A 16,162-nucleotide genomic window follows, 5' to 3' on the forward strand; every position below is an offset into this window, starting at 1 on the left:
CACAGCCCTCACCGAACCAGGAGACGGAAGCCCATGCGAACCACCCCGATCCACCCGCCGGCCCGGCGATTCCTCGTCCTCGCCGCCGCGCTGCTGACCACCGCCGCCTCGCTGGCGGCCTGCGCCGACCCCGTTGCCCCAGGAGCCCAGAAGGTCGATCCCAAGGACCTCGGCGGGTCCAAGGTCCTGCCCGTCGCCTTCGACACGTCCGCGAACCAGAAACGCCCCGCCGCCGCCCTCCGGCCCGACATCGCTGCCGAGCTGCCGGCCGACGTCCGCGCCAGCGGCCGACTCGTCATCGGCAGCGGCGGCGCCGGGGGAGGCATCCCGCCACTGGCCTTCACCGCCGACGACAACCGCACCCCGATCGGCGTAGAGGTCGACATCGCCCACCTCGTGGCCGACGTTCTCGGGCTCAAGCCCGAGGTCGAGACCACGAGCTGGGAGAACCTCTTCATCGGCGTCGACTCCGGCAAGTACCAGGTCGCCATCTCCAACGTCGGCGTCTCCGAGGAGCGCAAGGAGAAGTACGACTTCGCCGCCTACCGCCTGGGCCTGCACGCCTTCGAAGCCAAGAAGGGCTCCGGTCTGACCGTCCGGGGACCCGCCGACATCTCCGGCAAGAAGGTCGCCGTCGGCTCGGGCACCCTGCAGGAGGCGATCCTGCTGCGCTGGAACGCCGAGAACCAGAAGGCCGGCCGCGCCCCGGCCCAGCTCGTCTACTACCAGGGCGCCACCGAGTACTACCTCGCCCTCGACTCCGGACGCATCGACCTCTACCTCGGGCCCAACCCCACCGCCACCTACCACGTCGTCACGGCCGGCAAGACCCAGATCGTCGGCACTGTCTCGTCCAGCTACCCCATCCCCGGGAAGGTCGGCGTGCTGACGAAGAAGGGCAACGGTCTCGTCAAGCCCATCTCCGACGCCATCAACGCCGCCATCGCCGACGGGAGCTACGCCAAGGTCCTCCAGCGCTGGGGCCTGACGGCCGAAGCCGTCCCGGCATCCGAGGTCAACCCCGCCGGGCTGCCCAAGCCCGCCGCAACGAAGTGAGGACCAGCCATGGCATCGATCGTCACCCTGTCCGGTAGCCCGTCCGCACCCTCACGCACCGAGGCGGTCCTGGGCCACGTGGAGCGGCGGCTGCGCGCCCGCGGCCACGACGTCACCCGCATCGTCGTGCGGGACCTGCCCGCCGGCGCGCTCCTGCGAGCCGACGCTTCGGACCCACAGCTCGCAGGCGTCGTCGCCGCCATCGCCGCCGCCGACGGCGTCGTCGTCACGACTCCCGTCTACAAGGCCGCCTACACCGGCGTCCTCAAGGCCCTGCTCGACCTGCTGCCGCAGTACGCGCTGCGGGGTAAGACCGTCCTGCCCGTGGCGACGGGAGGAAGCCCGGCGCACGTGCTGGCCCTCGACTACGCCCTGCGACCCGTCCTGGTGTCCCTCGGTGCGGAGCACGTCACCCAGGGCTGGTTCGTGCTCGCCTCCGAGGTCACCGTCTATCCGCAGGACTCGGGCGTCCTCCTCGCCGAGTCTGCCGCCCGCAACCTGCACCTGGTCACCGAGTCGTTCCTGACCCACCTGGCACGGCAGCGCAGCCAGCTCGTCACGGAGACCGACGACGACGTGGTCCTGCGCGTCTCACCCCGCGACGACGCCGCCGCGCCCCTGCTGGAGGACCTCGTCGTCGAGTACGGGACCCGCTACGGTCTGTCGACACCGAACACGCAGCTGACCGAGGTCCCGATCAGCGACTTCGAGGCACCGGACGGCGCGTTCCTGGTGATCTCCCGCGCGGGCCAGACCATCGCCGGTGGCGCGATCCGCCGCTACGACCACGAGACGGCCGAGGTCAAGCGGGTCTGGACCCATGCCCAGTTCCGCCGGCAGGGCCTGGCCAAGCGGGTTTTGCACGAGCTCGAGCTTGCCGCAGCCTCCCTGGGGTACAGGCGGATCCACCTCACCACCGGGCCCCGCCAGCCCGAAGCCCGCGCGCTCTACCTCGCCGCCGGCTACCTGCCGGCCTTCGACCTGCACGCCGACCCGGAGTCGATCGGCCCGCACGCCTTCGACAAGGAGCTGCCCCCCGGCACCCGGCGCGTCGCCCTGCCCTCCGGAAGCCGGACGCCAAGCCACCCCGCCGATGCAGTGTCCGGGACGCCCCTCGACTCCGCCGAGCCCACGGCGCAGGTCCCCTGCTACCGGGACTGGGGCGCGGCGTGAGCCTGCGGCGGATCGTCGTCGTCGGTGCCGGCCCACGAGCCTTGGGCCTGCTGGAACGCGTCAGCGCCAACGCCGCCTTGCTCGTCCCGCCCGGGGAACGAGTCGAGGTGCACGTCGTCGACCCGCACCCGCCGGGTGGTGGGCGCATCTGGCGCGCCGCACAGTCGCCCCTGCTGTGGATGAACTCCGAGGCGCAGGACGTCACCGTCTTCACCGACACCTCTGTGACGTGCGAGGGACCCGTCGTCGACGGTCCATCGCTCGCTCAGTGGGCAGCCGGGGACGAGGCCAGTGAGGATGCGGCACAGCTTGGACCCCGGTCCTTCGCACCGCGTGTCGTACAGGCGGAGTACCTGGAGTGGGCCTGGCGCCGCACCGTGCAGACGCTGCCGGCCAGCGTCACCGTGCATGTGCACGCCGACCGGGCCGTGGCGCTCGAGGACGACGGGCCGACCCAGACCGTGACGCTCGCCACCGGGGCAACGCTCGCGGCTGATCTCGTGGTCCTGGCCCAGGGCTACCTCCAGCAGGCGCCGGGCTCTGACGAGCAGCGGCTGCTGGCTCAGGCGGAGCAGCACCAGCTCACGTACGTGCCCCCGGGGCACACGGCCGACCTGGACCTGGAGCACCTGCGCCCCGACGAACCGGTCCTCGTGCGCGGCATGGGTCTGGCGTTCGTGGACCTGTTCGTCCTACTCGCCGAGGGGCGAGGCGGCCGCTTCAGCGAAGACGGGGACCAGCTCACCTACCACCCCAGCGGCCGCGAACCGGTGCTCCACGTCGGGTCACGTCGCGGTGTGCCCTACCACGCCAAGCTCGGCTACGAGATCCGGTCACCCGCCGACGGGCCTGCCCCGCTGCGACACCTCACGCGTGAGCGCCTCGCCGGCATCGGGGACGGTGCGACGGCCCTTGACTACCGCACCCAGGTCTGGCCGCTGGTCGTGCTGGAGCTCGCGGTGGCCCACTACCGCCGGCTCTTCCAAGCGCACCCCGAACGGACCCGGGGCACCTTCGAGACCCTCGAGCGGGCTCTGGCCGCCACCGACGTGACAGGTGACGGCCTCACGGGCGTGGCTCGCGCCCACCTCACCGACCCTGAGGACGTCTTCGACATCGACCGCATCGACCGCCCGCTGCGGTCTTACGTCCACCCGCACACGGCCGCCTCGGAGGTGGAGCGGCTCGTCGCCGAGCACATCACCGGTGACCTGACGCGTCGAGCCGACCCGCTGCGCTCGTGCGACCGGGCCGTCTTCGACGCGCTGCTTGGCGTGTATGCCGTCCTCGCCGAGCTCGTCGTCACGGACCGGCTGCTCGACGAGGACCGGGTGCGCCACGTGGAGAGTCACTTCCACGGCCTGTTCTCCTTCCTCGCCAGCGGCCCCCCGCCGCGCCGGCTCGCGGAGCTGCTCGCGCTGCACCGCGCCGGGGTCGTCCGCTTCCTCGGGCCCGACCTCGAGCTGTCCGTGGAGGACGGCAGGTTCGTGGCCCGGTCGGGCGAGCGGGTGGTACGGGCCCGGGCTGCCGTCGACGCACGGCTGCCGCGCCCGGACAGCTCGCTCGTCACCGACCCGCTGGTGGCCGACCTGCTCCGTTCCGGCGAGCTTCGATCGCGCCCTGTGACTGCCGCCGACGGCACCAGCCTGGGGGCGGGGCAGCTCGTCGCGGACCCGCGCGCCCGCGGCGTCCGTGCCGACGGATCGATTCACCCTCGGCGCTTCCTCCTCGGACCAGCCGTCTCCGGCTCCGCCGGCGCCGGCGGATTCTCCCGGCCAGGCTTCAACGGCCCCGGCTTCCGCCAGAACGACGCGGTCGCCCGCGACCTGCTCACGGTCCCGATCAGCCGTCCAGTCGTCGCTGCGCCGCCCCTGCACACCGCGCCCCCGGCGAGCGTCACGAGACACCACCACCCCACAAGAGACAAGGACCACCGCCATGCCAGTTGAGTTCCTGGGCATCGCCGCCAACCACGACGGCACCGAGACCACCGCCCGCAGCGGCGGCGCGCTCGACCTGCCGTATGCCGTCAAGCTCGCCCGCGCCCACGAGGACAACGGCTGGGACCGCATCCTCTTCGCCTACCACTCGGGCTCACCGGACCCCGCCCAGGTCGCCGCGCACGTCGCTGCGAACACCGAGAGCCTCAACCTCGTCGTCGCCCACCGGCCGAACACCGCCTACCCCACCCTGACCGCCAAGACGTTCGCGACCCTCGACCACATCAGCGGGGGCCGGTTCGAGGTGCACGTGATCACCGGTGGCAGCACCGCCGACCAGGCCGCGGAGGGCGACCACCTGGACAAGGACGCGCGCTACGCCCGGACCCGGGAGTTCATCCAGATCCTCAAGCAGGCCTGGACGAATGACGAGCCGTTCGACTTCGCCGGCGAGCACTACCGGTTCGAGAACTTCCTCGCTGACATCAAGCCGCTCCAGACCCCGCGCCCACGCATCTCGTTCGGCGGGTCGAGCCCCGCGGCATACGCCGTCGGTGCCGCGGAAGCGGACGTCTTCGCCCTGTGGGGAGAGCCGCTCGCCGGCACCGCCGAGCAGATCGCGACGATCCGCGAGGCTGCGGCCGCCGCGGGCAAACCGCTGCCCACGATCCAGGTCGCCTTCCGCCCGATCCTTGCCGCGACCGACGAGCTCGCGTGGGACAAGGCCGAGCGCACGCTCGGCGCCATCCACGCCCGCAGCGCATACGGGAGGGACGCGCGAGGACGCCTGCGACGCAACGGCGCTCAGCCCGAGAACTCCGGTTCCCAGCGCCTCCTCGCCGCCGCGGGCGCCGGCGAGCGCCACGACCGGGCGCTGTGGACCGCCACCGCCGCCGCGACCGGTGGAGGCGGAAACTCGACCGCCCTCGTCGGCACTCCGGAAACCGTCGCCGCCGCGCTGCTGGACTACTACGACCTGGGCGTGCGCATCTTCTCTGCGCGTGGCTACCACCTCTACGACGACGCCGTCGACTTCGGGCGCCACGTCATCCCCCTCGTGCGCACCGAGGTTGCCCGTCGCGACGCCGAAACGGCGCGTGCGGCCCGTGAGGAGGCCGTCGCGTGACCGCCCGTCAGGAGTGGGACCAGTGGCGCGCCGCCCGGGAGGCTTCGCTGGGTGAGGAGCACGGGTGGCTCTCGCTGACCGGGTTCGCGTGGCTGCCCGACGAGCCGTCCGCCCTCCCCGGCCTGCCCGGGCTGTGGTGGGCCGGCGAGGACGGTGCGCACGTCCGGGCCGAGGAGCAGGACCGGCTCGTGACCGACGTCGGCCCGGTGCTCGGCAGGGCGTCCGCCGACGTCGCCGAGAGCGGTTCGCTCCACTGGGTGCGCCACGACGACCGGGTCGTCGAGCTGCTCCGGCGGGGAGGGCGTCTCGCGGTGCGCACGCGCGACCCGCAGGCCCCCGCTCGACTCGCTTTCAAGGGCGTCCCCACCTGGGAGCATGACCCGGAGTGGGTGCGGCCGGCCACCTTCACCCCGGCGCAGGAGCCCGTGACGGTGGAGGTGGCCACCGCACGGGAGGACCTCGTGCAGCAGGCGCGCGTCGTCGGAACGGTCGACGTCGACATCGCCGGCGTACGCCACCGGCTCAGTGCCGTGCCCGCCGGCGACGGGCTCGCTCTGCTCTTCCACGACGCCACCAACGAGGTCACGTCTGCGCCGTGGCGCAGTGTCGCGACCGAGGCGCCCGACCCAGGGGGCAACCTCGTCGTGGACTTCAACCGCGCGGTCAACCTGCCGTTCGCCTTCAGCGACCACGGCACCTGCCCGGCGCCGGTCAGTGGCAACCGGATCGCGGTGGCCGTGACGGCAGGGGAGAAGCGGCCGGCATGAGGTTCTGCACCTACACGCTGTTGGACACCAGCCCCGACCCCGTCACGGGGGTCGCCCGCACCCAGACGCAGGCGTTCGAGCATGTGGGCCTCCAGGCGGAGTGGGCCGAGGAGCTCGGCTTCGACGCGTTCGGGGTGGGGGAGCGGCACGCCCAGCGGTTCGTGTCCTCCTCGCCGCCGGTGGTGCTCGCCCACGTCGCCGCGCGCACGACACGCATACGGCTCATGACGACCGTCACCGTGCTGTCTCTGCTCGACCCGGTGCGCGTCGCAGAGGACTACGCGACGCTGGACCACCTCAGCGGCGGACGCCTCGACGTCGTCATCGGCAAGGGCAACGACCCGGACCAGAACGCGCTCTACGGCTACGACCTCGAGGGTCAGTGGGAGCGCAACGCCGAGAAGTACGAGCTGCTCCGTCGGCTCTGGCGAGAGGAGCGCGTGACGTGGTCCGGGCGCTTCCGCCCGCCGCTTGTCGAGGCCACCACGCAGCCGCGTCCTCTGCAGCAGCCGATCCCGGTCTGGCACGGCTCGGCGAGCTCGACCGAGTCGACCGAGCTGGCGGCGCGGTGGGGTGACCCATTGTTCTCCGCCAACGGCTTCCACCCGATGGAGAAGTACGCGGCCCTGGTGCGGCACTACCGCGAGCGGTGGGAGGCTCACGGCCACGACCCGGCCGGCGCCCTCGTCGGGGCTGGGTTCCTGGGGCTGCTGGTGGCCGACACGACCCAGGAGGCACTGCGGCTCTACGAGCCCGCGTTCGAGGCCTTCCGGCGCTCACCCGGTGCGGTGCACAACAGGCTGCCGTTCACCACCGTCGAGGAGTACACCCGGGACAGCTCCGCGCTGATCGGCTCGCCGGACGAGGTCGTCGACAAGATCGGGCGCTACCACGACGCGTTCGGCCACGAGCTCTCCGGCATCTCGCTCGACGTCCCCGGGCTGCCGGAGGCCGTCGCCCGCCGCAGCGTCGAACGGTTCTTCAGCGACGTCGCGCCCGTCGTCCGCCGCGAGCACCCGTCGCGGCAGGGAGCCGGACAGCAGACGGCCCGCGAGCCGGGTGGTCTGGGCAGCAACCCTCCCCGTGCTGGCGCCCCGGACGCGTGGGCCACGGCGACCACTCCGCCGTCTCCGGCGCAGGTCGGGTGAGCCGCACGTCGTCGCCCTGACCCCAGTTCCGCACACCGTCACGACCTCGAGGAGCCCAGCAATGCCTCTCAGAACACGAACCTCCCCCATCCGCCCAGATGGGCTCACCGGCTCGCCAGCCCACGCGCAAGGTCCGCGTCAGCCGGGCACCGCCGCCGACCTCGCGGCCACCGCCAGAGGCCTCGCCGGTGAGCGCACCCTGTGGGCCGGTCTGGTGGACTTCGACCCGATCAGCCGCTACTACGCGCGCATCGCCGCCGAGAGCGACCACGAGGCGTGGCTGCTCACCTGGCTACCCGGCCAAGGGACGGACTGGCACGACCACGGCCAGAGCGCCGGTTCTTTCATCGTCCTGCAGGGACAGCTGACCGAACGGGTCGCCACACCCAGCCGCCTGGGCGTAGCACCGCAGGTCGAGAAGGAGGCCCGCCGGCTGCGGACCGGACAGCAGCGGACCTTCGGCCCCTCCTACGTGCACCACGTCAGCAACGTCGGCCCGGACCCTGCGATCAGCCTGCACGTCTACGCCCCACGCCTGACGGTCATGACGACGTACGCGGTGAGTAGCGGGAACCTGCATCCGGTGGAGGTCCAGCAGAAGGGAGTCGACTGGTGAACGCCACTGCCTCGGCCGGTGGCACCCATCGCCCGCTGCACCTCGCAGTCGCGCTGGACGGAGCCGGCTGGCACCCCGCCGCCTGGCGCGAGCCCGGCGCCCGCGCAGGCGAGATCTTCACCGCCCGCCACTGGACCGACATCATCGCCACTGCCGAACGTGGCCTCATCGACTTCGTCACCATCGAGGACAGCCTGACCCTGCAGTCGGAGGACCCGTTCTCACGTAGCAGTGACTCGCGCACCGACCGGGTCCGCGGACGGCTCGACGCCCTGCTCATCGCAGCGTCCGTCGCGCCGGCCACGGAGCGGATCGGCCTCGTGCCGACGGTCACGACCACCCACACCGAGGCGTTCCACGTCTCCAAGTCGGTCGCCACCCTCGACCACGCGAGCCACGGCCGGGCCGGCTGGCAGGTCAAGGTGGGCGGGACGCCTGGCGAGGCCGGTCACTTCGGTCGCCGGACGCTCCCTGGCATCAGGCGTGACTTGGCCTCCGACCCGGTGGCCCTCGCGGCACTGCGAGAGCGGTTCGCGGAGGCGGCCGACCACATCGAGGTCGTCCGCCGACTGTGGGACAGCTGGGAGGACGACGCTGAGATCCGTGACGTCCCGACCGGGCGCTTCATCGACCGGGAGAAGCTCCACTACATCGACTTCGCGGGGCCCCACTTCAGCGTGCGCGGCCCCTCGATCACGCCACGTCCCCCACAGGGGCAGCCCGTGGTCACGGCCCTGGCCCACCACGCCATCCCCTACGAGCTGGCCGCAACGTCGGCGGACATCGTCTTCGTCACTCCACACGACGACGACCAGGCCACGGGCATCCTCGCCGAGGTCCGACAGGCCGAGCGGCGCGTCGGCCGGACCGGCCGACCGCTCAAGGTCTTCGCCGACGTGGTGGTGATCCTCGACCGGACGACCGACGCGGCGCTACGACGTCGACGGCGCCTCGACGAGGCAGCCGGGGCGCCCCTGTTCTCGGACGCCCACATCTTCACGGGAACCAGCCGCGAGCTCGCGTCGCTGCTCCTGCGCTGGCGGTCGCTCGGCTACGCCGGTTTCCGGCTGCGGCCGGCCGTCATCGCGGACGACCTTGTCTCGGTCGTCGACGGGCTGGTCCCCGAGCTGCAGGGGGCCGGCGCGTTCCGGACGGCCTACGGGCAGCGCACCCTCCGGGAGCGGCTGGGCCTGCCCGTCGCCGCCAACCGATACGCCAGCACCCCCGCGTGAGAAGGGAACTCTCATGACCGACCCCCGCAAGCAGGTCGTCCTCGGCGCGCACTTCCCGGGCGTCAACAACACGACCGTGTGGAGCGACCCCGCCTCCGGCAGCCACATCGACCTGGCGTCCTTCACGCACTTCGCGCAGACCGCCGAACGTGGCCGCCTCGACTTCCTCTTCCTCGCCGAGGGACTGCGCCTGCGTGAGCAACGCGGCCGCATCCACGACCTCGACGTCGTCGGCCGACCCGACACCTTCACCATCCTGGCCGCCCTCGCGGCTGTCACCGAGCATCTGGGCCTCGCCGGGACGATCAACACGACCTTCAACGAGCCCTACGAGGTCGCCCGACAGTTCGCCACCCTGGACCACCTCTCGGCGGGTCGGGCGGCCTGGAACGTGGTCACGAGCTCGGACGCCTTCACCGGGGAGAACTTCCGCCGTGGCGGCTTCCTGCCGCATGCCGAGCGCTATGAGCGGGCCGAGGAGTTCATCGCCACCGCCCGGGAGCTGTGGGACTCGTGGCCGGTGGACGCGGTCCGAGCCGACGACGACCAGTTCCTCACCGACCCCGCGGCGGGCTCGTTCGAGCACCGGGGCAAGCACTTCGACGTGGCAGGACGCTTCACCGTGCCCCGCAGCCCGCAGGGACACCCGGTGATCTTCCAGGCCGGCGACTCGAGCGACGGTCGGGAGTTCGCCGCGCGCAGCGCGGACGCCATCTTCAGCCGTCACTCCACCGCCGAGGCCGGGCGTGCCTTCTACCGCGACGTCAAGGGCAGGCTCGCGCGCTACGGTCGACAGGAACGCGACCTGCTCATCCTCCCGGCCGCGACCTTCGTGCTCGGAGACACCGACGCCGACGCCGCCCAGCGCGCCGCCGAGGTGCGTCGTCAGCAGGTCAGCCCGCAGACGGCGATCCTGCTGCTCGAGCAGGTGTGGAACCGTGACCTGTCCGGTTACGACCCGGACGGCCCCCTGCCGACGGTCGACCCTCTCGTGTCCGAGGAGACGTCGATCGTGCGAGGGCGGGCGCGCCAGGTCAGTGACCCGTTCGCCGAGGCAGCCAGGTACCGCGCTGTGGCCGAGGCCAGGGGCCTGAGCATCCGCGAGACCGTCATCGAGCTCACGGGTCGTCAGACCTTCGTCGGTTCGCCCGAGTCGGTCGCCGCCGCAATCGTCGACGCCGTGGCCACGGACGTCAGCGACGGCTTCATCCTCGTGCCCCACATCACCCCCGGTGGCCTCGACGGGTTCGTCGACGAGGTGGTGCCGCTGCTCCAGGAGCGCGGCGTGCTCCGGCACGACTACACAGCCGGGGCCACCCTCCGCGACCACCTCGGCCTGCCCCCGGCCCGACCGGCAACCGACTGGGCCGCGTGGGCGTCCTCTCGAGAGACGGTCACGGCCGGGGCCGCCGGGCCCGCCGTCAGGGAGACAGCATGACGAGACGAGACGCCCCCGTGGTGGAGCTCATCGACAACCCGCGGGCCCGGTCGCACACCCGGGCTCTGGCGGACGCCGTCGTGAATGCCATGGGGCAGACGCTGCCCATCGTCGGGGCCTCACCCACGGACGGCATACCGCCCGATGAGCCATTCGTCATCGAGCTCGGCGCCGACGTGCCGGCGCCAGCCGTGGTGCTCCTCGACGCCGGGATGGCCGACCAGGAGCACCACATCAGGCGGTGGGTGAGGACGTATGCCGCCGACCTGGGCGCGTCTCTTAGGGGCCCCTCCCAGCCGATCGGTGTCCAGACGTGAGCAGCGCTGGCGTCACCCTGCACTGGTTCCTGCCCACGGCCGGCGACAGCCGCCACCTGTTGAACCACTTCCACGCTGCACCGAGCCGCGGCACCGGCACCGCCAACTTCCGGGCGCCTACCTTGGACCATCTCGGCCAGATCGCCCGCGCCGCGGACCAGCTCGGGTTCACCGGGGTCCTGACCCCGACCGGGACCTGGTGCGAGGACGCGTGGCTGACCAGCGCCGCCCTGGCTGGGCAGACTCGCCGGCTACGGTTCCTCGTGGCCTTCCGGCCCGGTCTCATCTCGCCGACCCTCGCCGCGCAGATGGCGGCGGCGTTCCAGCGGCAGAGCGGCGGCAGGCTCCTGCTCAATATCGTCACCGGCGGCGACGACCTGGAGATGCAGCGCTTCGGCGACTGGCTCGACCACGACGAGAGGTATGCCCGCACCGATGAGTTCATCCGGGTGCTCCGCGGCGCCTGGGGTGCGACCCCACTCGATTTCGAGGGCGACCATTACCGGGTCGCTGGAGCCACGACCGCCGGTAGGCCCGACCCGTTGCCTGACATCTACTTCGGCGGATCCTCCGCGCCCGCTATCGAGGTCGCGGGACGGGTGGCCGACGTCTACCTCACATGGGGTGAGCCGCCGCACCTGGCCCGCGAGAAGATCGAGAAAGTCGGTGCCGTCGCGGCCACCGTCGGACGCACCCTGCGTTACGGCATACGGCTTCATGCCATTACCCGGGACACCGCGCAGGAGGCGTGGGCGGTGGCCGACCGGCTGCTTGCCCGCCTCAGCCCCGATGCCATCGCCAAGGCGCAGGCGCGGCTCTCGGCCAGCGGCTCGGTGGGCCAGCAGCGCATGGTCGCGCTGCACGAGGGCCGCACCGACCGGTTGGAGATCTCCCCGAACCTCTGGGCCGGGGTGGGGCTCGTGCGTGGGGGAGCCGGTACCGCGCTCGTCGGCAGCCACGAGGAGGTCGCCGACCGCATCGCGGAGTACCACGGGGAGGGGTTCGATGAGTTCATCCTCTCCGGCTATCCGCACCTCGAGGAGGCCTACCACGTCGCCGAGGGGCTCATGCCCGTGCTGCGCCGGCGCGGCCTGCTCGGGGATACTTGAGGCCGCGTTCCGGTCGTCGCCGTGGGAAAGGGACGGTGTCGCCGGGAGTGCACACGTACCTGTCGTTGCGCCGACGATCCCCTCGAGGTGGACATGACTGATCTGACCCTGTCGCATCCGTCGCCGGAGGTCACCTTCGCGCCCTCGGCGGGGCGCACGTTGGGCGTGGAGTGGGAGCTGGGGCTCCTGGATCCCGTCACCCTCGACCTGACCTCACGCGCTGACGAGCTGCTGGCCCAGGCCAACGCGGCCGACGACGACACCCACGCGCGACCGACGAAGTCGCGCTCCACCGTCACCAAGGAGCTGCTTCGCAACACGGTGGAGATCGTCACCGGGGTCTGCGAGAACGCCCAGGAGGCGTCGGCCGACCTCACCGGCGGGCTGCACATGGTGCAGGCGGCGGCAGCGGAGCTCGGGATCCTGCTCTACGGCGGGGGAGCACACCCGTTCGCCCGCTGGGAGGACCAGCAGGTCACCGAGGGCCAGCGGTACGCCACCCTCATCGACCGCACGCAGTGGTGGGGGCGCCAGATGGTGATCTTCGGGGTGCACGTCCACGTGGGCGTCACCTCGGCCGCCAAGGTGTGGCCGCTGATCAACGCCCTGCTCACCTACCACCCGCACCTGACGGCCCTGTCGGCGTCCTCGCCGTACGGGTCCGGGGCCGACACCGGCTACGCGAGCAACCGCACGATGCTCTTCCAGCAGCTGCCGACGGCCGGGCTGCCGTTCCAGTTCGAGACGTGGGCGCAGTACCGCCGGTACCTCCACGACGTGCACACCACCGGTGTCATCACCGACGCCAGCGAGCTGCGCTGGGACATCCGCCCGTCCCTGCGTCTGGGCACCATCGAGGTCCGCGCCTGCGACGGCCTCTCGCGCCTGGCAGACGTGGCGGCCGTCTCCGCTTTCGTGCACTGCCTCGTCGCGTACCTGGAGGACCAGCTCGACGGGGGTGTGCTCGACCGCCCGTTGCCGCCGTGGCACGTGCAGGAGAACAAGTGGCGAGCCGCCCGCTACGGGCTCGACGCGATCGTCATCCGAGACGCCGACAACACCGAGGTCCACGTCGTCGACGACATCCACGAGCTGCTCGAACAGCTGCAGCCGACCGCCAGCCGGCTCGGCTGCACCCGCGAGCTCGCCGGCATCGAGGACATCCTGCGCGACGGCGCCGGCTACCAGCGAATGCGCGACGCGGTCGCCACAGAGGGCGCCGGGGACCTCCGCGCAGCGGTGAAGGCGATGCTGGTGACTCCAGGTGGGTCAGTCTCGGACAGGTGAGGGCGCCCCGGAAGGGTGATCAGGGGTTCACGCGCCGACGCGCGCCAATCTCGGGGGGCAACGGCTGACTGGTCGTGCTGGGCGAGAGAGGCCGCTCAGTACGCGACGCTCATGTGCGCGCGGTGTCGCGTGGGACGTTCGATCTCGTCCACGATCGCCGCGGCGAAGTCGGCGCCCGAGATGGTGGAGCCGCCTTCCTCGTCGAAGAGCGCGACATCGTCGCCAACCCTGAAGCGGCTGCTTCGCTCGCCGGGCGCCCACGCGCCGTAGCTGGCCGCGGGGCTGACGAAGACCCAGTCCAGATCCTCGGGGGACTCCTCGGCGAGCAGGACCCGGGTCGCCTCTCCCTCCATGGCCTCGTCGCGGAACTCCTCGGGGATCTCGCCCTCGACGAAACGCGGTGCCCCCGGCGCGGGACGCAGCGAGCTGAAGCCGCCCACCTGGATGTACCGCGCCCCGGCCGCCGCCGACTCGCGGGCCAGGCCGCGGTAGACCTCTACGAGCCGGCCGGACATGTCCCCGCGCGGCGACAGCGCCGCCACCACCGCGTCGGCGCCCGGGATGACCCGCGCGGCAAGCTCTTCGGCGGCGCCGGTCTCGTACCGAACGCCTTCGATGGGTTCCTGTGGCTCGGACCGGCTCACCGACACGACGTGGTGGCCGCGCGCGGATGCCTCCCGTGCGATGTTGCTGCCGGTGAAGCCCGTACCCCCGAAAACGACGATCGTAGCCATCAGGATCTCCTCGCGCGCGAGACTGGTTGAGGTTTCAAGTTACATCCAGCGCGGGAAGTGGTCGACATGCGCTGGCGCTCGGTCCACAGCAGCTGAGGAATCCACGTCCTCATCCTCTCGGGCATCGTCAGTCACGCTGAAGGGGAGGCCGTCGTTGGCGCTGTCACCCACGGCCTGACCGCTGGCAGGCGGTGGGTGAGGAGGCGACGCACCCGGGCGGCGTGTCAGGTCTGCGTCCGACGGGCCTGCACTGCGGCGGTGAGGAAGTGCCGCACGGCCGGGATGACCTGGTTCGGGAACTCGTCCTGGGGGCTGTGGCCCGCCTCGTCGACCAGCAGGAGCTCTGCATGGCGGAGCCCGGAGACCAGCTCCTGCTGGCACTCGGGTGGGAAGACGAAGTCCTCACGTCCGGCAATGACGAGGGTCGGCGCCGTGATCTCGCCGAGTCGGTCCGTGACCGACCAGCCGGGCAGGAGAGTGCGTCCCGCGAACTGCAGCGGCTCGGGCCGCATCCGGGAGCGCCAGCCGCCGGTTGCCAGCTCTCGAAGCAGGCCCCGCCAGCCATGGTGAGGCATGTAGGCGCTGCTGATGCGCAGGAAGATGGGCAGGTACTCGGGCCGCTCGAACTCGCCGGTGAACCACCGTCGGACCAGCTCGGCCTTCGCCGCCCCGTAGCCGCGCTGTGCGAGCAGGCGCGGGGCGTTCTCGCGGGCCCAGTGGGCGTCGGCGCCGGTGTCGAGGAGCACCAGTCCGGAGACGCGGTCCGGGTATCTGAGGGCGTACTCCAGGGCGACGTGTCCGCCGAACGAGTGGCCCAGGACGGTCCACTCATCAAAGCCGAGATGCTCGCGCAGGGCATCGGCGTCGGCGGTCAGGTTCTCCCACGTCATGGACGAGACGGGCGGGCCAATCGAGCGCCCGTTGCAGCGGTGGTCGTACAAGATGAGGGTGTGCTCGTCGGCGAGCCGGCGGAACGCGCCCATGGTCCACAGGTCAGCACTGGGCCCGCCGTGCATCAGGACGAGTGGGTCACCGTGACCCACCACGTCGACGTAGAGGTCGACGTCGCGTAGCCGGACGTAACGGGGCCAGGTCTTGCGGTGCAGGAGTAGCGACATGACCGAGTTCCCTTCGAGATCAGTGTGTTTGGTCGGCGCTCGACCTGCGGGTCAGTCGCGCGACCCCTCCCGCGACGGTGGCGGCAGCGAGCCCTGCACCGAGCAGCCGGCGCGGGTTGCGTGTGTCACGCCGCTTGTCGAAGCCCATGAGGTCAAGCCAGAGCCGGCCCACTCTGCCCCCGTCGTCCGTCGTCGCGAAGACCACCGGCAGGGTGCCCATGCCGAGCGAGGAGAAGTCCACCCGGAACGCATACGGGTCCTTCGGGTCGTCCGGGTGCAGCACCATGCCTCGGCGCAGGGCGGGGACCGGGGTGAGGGGTTTGAGGACGAGACGACGATCCTCCACGACGACCTCCGCGCCGGCGCCCATGAGGGTTCTGGTGAAGAGGTTCGTCACCATGCCCGGTGTGGGGGCGTACCAGCCGCAGAGTTCGGCCCAGACGTCTGGCCGCGGCGTGATGTCGTGGCGTATCGGGTCCTCGGGCAGGTCGAGGAGCTCGCGCAGCACCGCGCCGACGACCTCGACGGGCGCTCCCCGGCCGCTCAGCCCGCCGGTGTTGGCGAGGGCCAGGACTCCTGTCCCGGCGCTGGGGGCGAGCGCCATCGCGGACAGGAAGCCGGAGACCACGCCGTCCTTGGCGGCGACGCGACGCCCGTCCTCCGCGGCGAGGTCGAACCCCAGCCCCATCCCCGGCAGGCGCGGGTCCGGCTGGTAGTGCGGGGTGAACAGCTGGGCCACGGTCTCCGGGTCCAGGATCCGCCCGCGCGGACCGGAGCCACCCTCCAGGAGGCAGCGCAGGTAGCACGCCAGGTCGGCCGCGGTGGAGTAGAGGCCACCGCCCCCGGGCGTGGGCACCTCCCTCACCCGAGCCGGCACAAGTCCGCGTCGTCGCAGGACGTAGCCGGTGGCCAGCCCGGGGCTCACTCGATCCGAGCGGGTCAGGTCGGTGTGCTGCATCCCGAGCGGGTCGAGGACCCGGTCCCGCAGGTACTCGCGCAGGGCCTGCCCCGAGACGTCCTCCACGAGCTGGCCTAGGTGTACCCGGCCACCACGTTGGTAGCGGCGTGCCTGGTTGAACGAACGAGAACCTCCGAATGGGA

General features: G+C 71.7%; 15 protein-coding genes. 12 read left to right on the forward strand and 3 right to left on the reverse strand.

Going from position 1 to position 16,162, the window contains the following annotated elements; all coding sequences use genetic code 11:
- Nucleotides 1-33 precede the first annotated feature (33 nt).
- From ABD241_RS13575 to ABD241_RS13630, 12 genes are all read left to right on the forward strand, one after another.
- On the forward strand, nucleotides 34-1,056 hold the full coding sequence (locus tag ABD241_RS13575; protein ID WP_344063400.1) for an ABC transporter substrate-binding protein: 1,023 nt from the start codon (nucleotides 34-36) through the stop codon (nucleotides 1,054-1,056).
- 9 nt (nucleotides 1,057-1,065) lie between these two features.
- Nucleotides 1,066-2,229: an NADPH-dependent FMN reductase gene (ssuE, locus tag ABD241_RS13580; protein ID WP_344063403.1), complete on the forward strand. Its 1,164-nt coding sequence runs from the start codon at nucleotides 1,066-1,068 to the stop codon at nucleotides 2,227-2,229.
- On the forward strand, nucleotides 2,226-4,178 hold the full coding sequence (locus tag ABD241_RS13585) for an FAD/NAD(P)-binding protein (protein ID WP_344063406.1): 1,953 nt from the start codon (nucleotides 2,226-2,228) through the stop codon (nucleotides 4,176-4,178). Before ssuE ends, ABD241_RS13585 begins: the two co-directional genes overlap by 4 nt.
- Nucleotides 4,168-5,295 (forward strand): LLM class flavin-dependent oxidoreductase, encoded by a 1,128-nt coding sequence (locus ABD241_RS13590; protein WP_344063409.1) that lies wholly within the window; start codon nucleotides 4,168-4,170, stop codon nucleotides 5,293-5,295. The genes ABD241_RS13585 and ABD241_RS13590 overlap by 11 nt, the downstream gene beginning before the upstream one ends.
- Nucleotides 5,292-6,062, forward strand: a complete 771-nt coding sequence (locus ABD241_RS13595; RefSeq protein WP_344063413.1) for a DUF1684 domain-containing protein — start codon at nucleotides 5,292-5,294, stop codon at nucleotides 6,060-6,062. Before ABD241_RS13590 ends, ABD241_RS13595 begins: the two co-directional genes overlap by 4 nt.
- Entirely contained in the window at nucleotides 6,059-7,210 is a 1,152-nt protein-coding gene (locus ABD241_RS13600) for an LLM class flavin-dependent oxidoreductase (protein ID WP_344063416.1), read from the forward strand. The genes ABD241_RS13595 and ABD241_RS13600 overlap by 4 nt, the downstream gene beginning before the upstream one ends.
- A 61-nt stretch (nucleotides 7,211-7,271) precedes the next feature.
- On the forward strand, nucleotides 7,272-7,826 hold the full coding sequence (locus ABD241_RS13605) for a cysteine dioxygenase (protein ID WP_344063419.1): 555 nt from the start codon (nucleotides 7,272-7,274) through the stop codon (nucleotides 7,824-7,826).
- Nucleotides 7,823-9,058 carry an LLM class flavin-dependent oxidoreductase gene (locus ABD241_RS13610; RefSeq protein ID WP_344063422.1) on the forward strand — a complete coding sequence of 412 codons (1,236 nt, stop codon included), beginning with the start codon at nucleotides 7,823-7,825 and terminating at the stop codon, nucleotides 9,056-9,058. Before ABD241_RS13605 ends, ABD241_RS13610 begins: the two co-directional genes overlap by 4 nt.
- 13 nt (nucleotides 9,059-9,071) lie before the next feature.
- Nucleotides 9,072-10,496, forward strand: coding sequence for an NtaA/DmoA family FMN-dependent monooxygenase (locus tag ABD241_RS13615; RefSeq protein ID WP_344063426.1), 1,425 nt, complete (start codon nucleotides 9,072-9,074; stop codon nucleotides 10,494-10,496).
- Nucleotides 10,493-10,813: a hypothetical protein gene (locus ABD241_RS13620; protein ID WP_344063429.1), complete on the forward strand. Its 321-nt coding sequence runs from the start codon at nucleotides 10,493-10,495 to the stop codon at nucleotides 10,811-10,813. The genes ABD241_RS13615 and ABD241_RS13620 overlap by 4 nt, the downstream gene beginning before the upstream one ends.
- Nucleotides 10,810-11,922, forward strand: a complete 1,113-nt coding sequence (locus ABD241_RS13625) for an LLM class flavin-dependent oxidoreductase (RefSeq protein WP_344063432.1) — start codon at nucleotides 10,810-10,812, stop codon at nucleotides 11,920-11,922. The genes ABD241_RS13620 and ABD241_RS13625 overlap by 4 nt, the downstream gene beginning before the upstream one ends.
- A gap of 93 nt (nucleotides 11,923-12,015) precedes the next feature.
- Entirely contained in the window at nucleotides 12,016-13,209 is a 1,194-nt protein-coding gene (locus ABD241_RS13630; RefSeq protein ID WP_344063435.1) for a glutamate--cysteine ligase, read from the forward strand.
- A 95-nt stretch (nucleotides 13,210-13,304) separates the two neighbouring features.
- Here ABD241_RS13630 and ABD241_RS13635 read toward each other — a convergent pair whose 3' ends face one another.
- The 3 genes from ABD241_RS13635 to ABD241_RS13645 form a co-directional block, all read right to left on the reverse strand.
- Nucleotides 13,305-13,943, reverse strand: coding sequence for an NAD(P)-dependent oxidoreductase (locus ABD241_RS13635; RefSeq protein WP_344063438.1), 639 nt, complete (start codon nucleotides 13,941-13,943; stop codon nucleotides 13,305-13,307).
- Nucleotides 13,944-14,167: 224 nt separating this feature from the next.
- Nucleotides 14,168-15,061, reverse strand: a complete 894-nt coding sequence (locus tag ABD241_RS13640) for an alpha/beta fold hydrolase (protein ID WP_344063441.1) — start codon at nucleotides 15,059-15,061, stop codon at nucleotides 14,168-14,170.
- 19 nt (nucleotides 15,062-15,080) lie between these two features.
- Nucleotides 15,081-16,162, reverse strand: a 1,082-nt coding sequence (locus ABD241_RS13645; RefSeq protein WP_344063444.1) for a serine hydrolase domain-containing protein, incomplete at its 5' end; no start/stop codon positions are given.

Source organism: Terrabacter lapilli (assembly GCF_039531305.1).
Lineage (GTDB): Bacteria > Actinomycetota > Actinomycetes > Actinomycetales > Dermatophilaceae > Terrabacter > Terrabacter lapilli.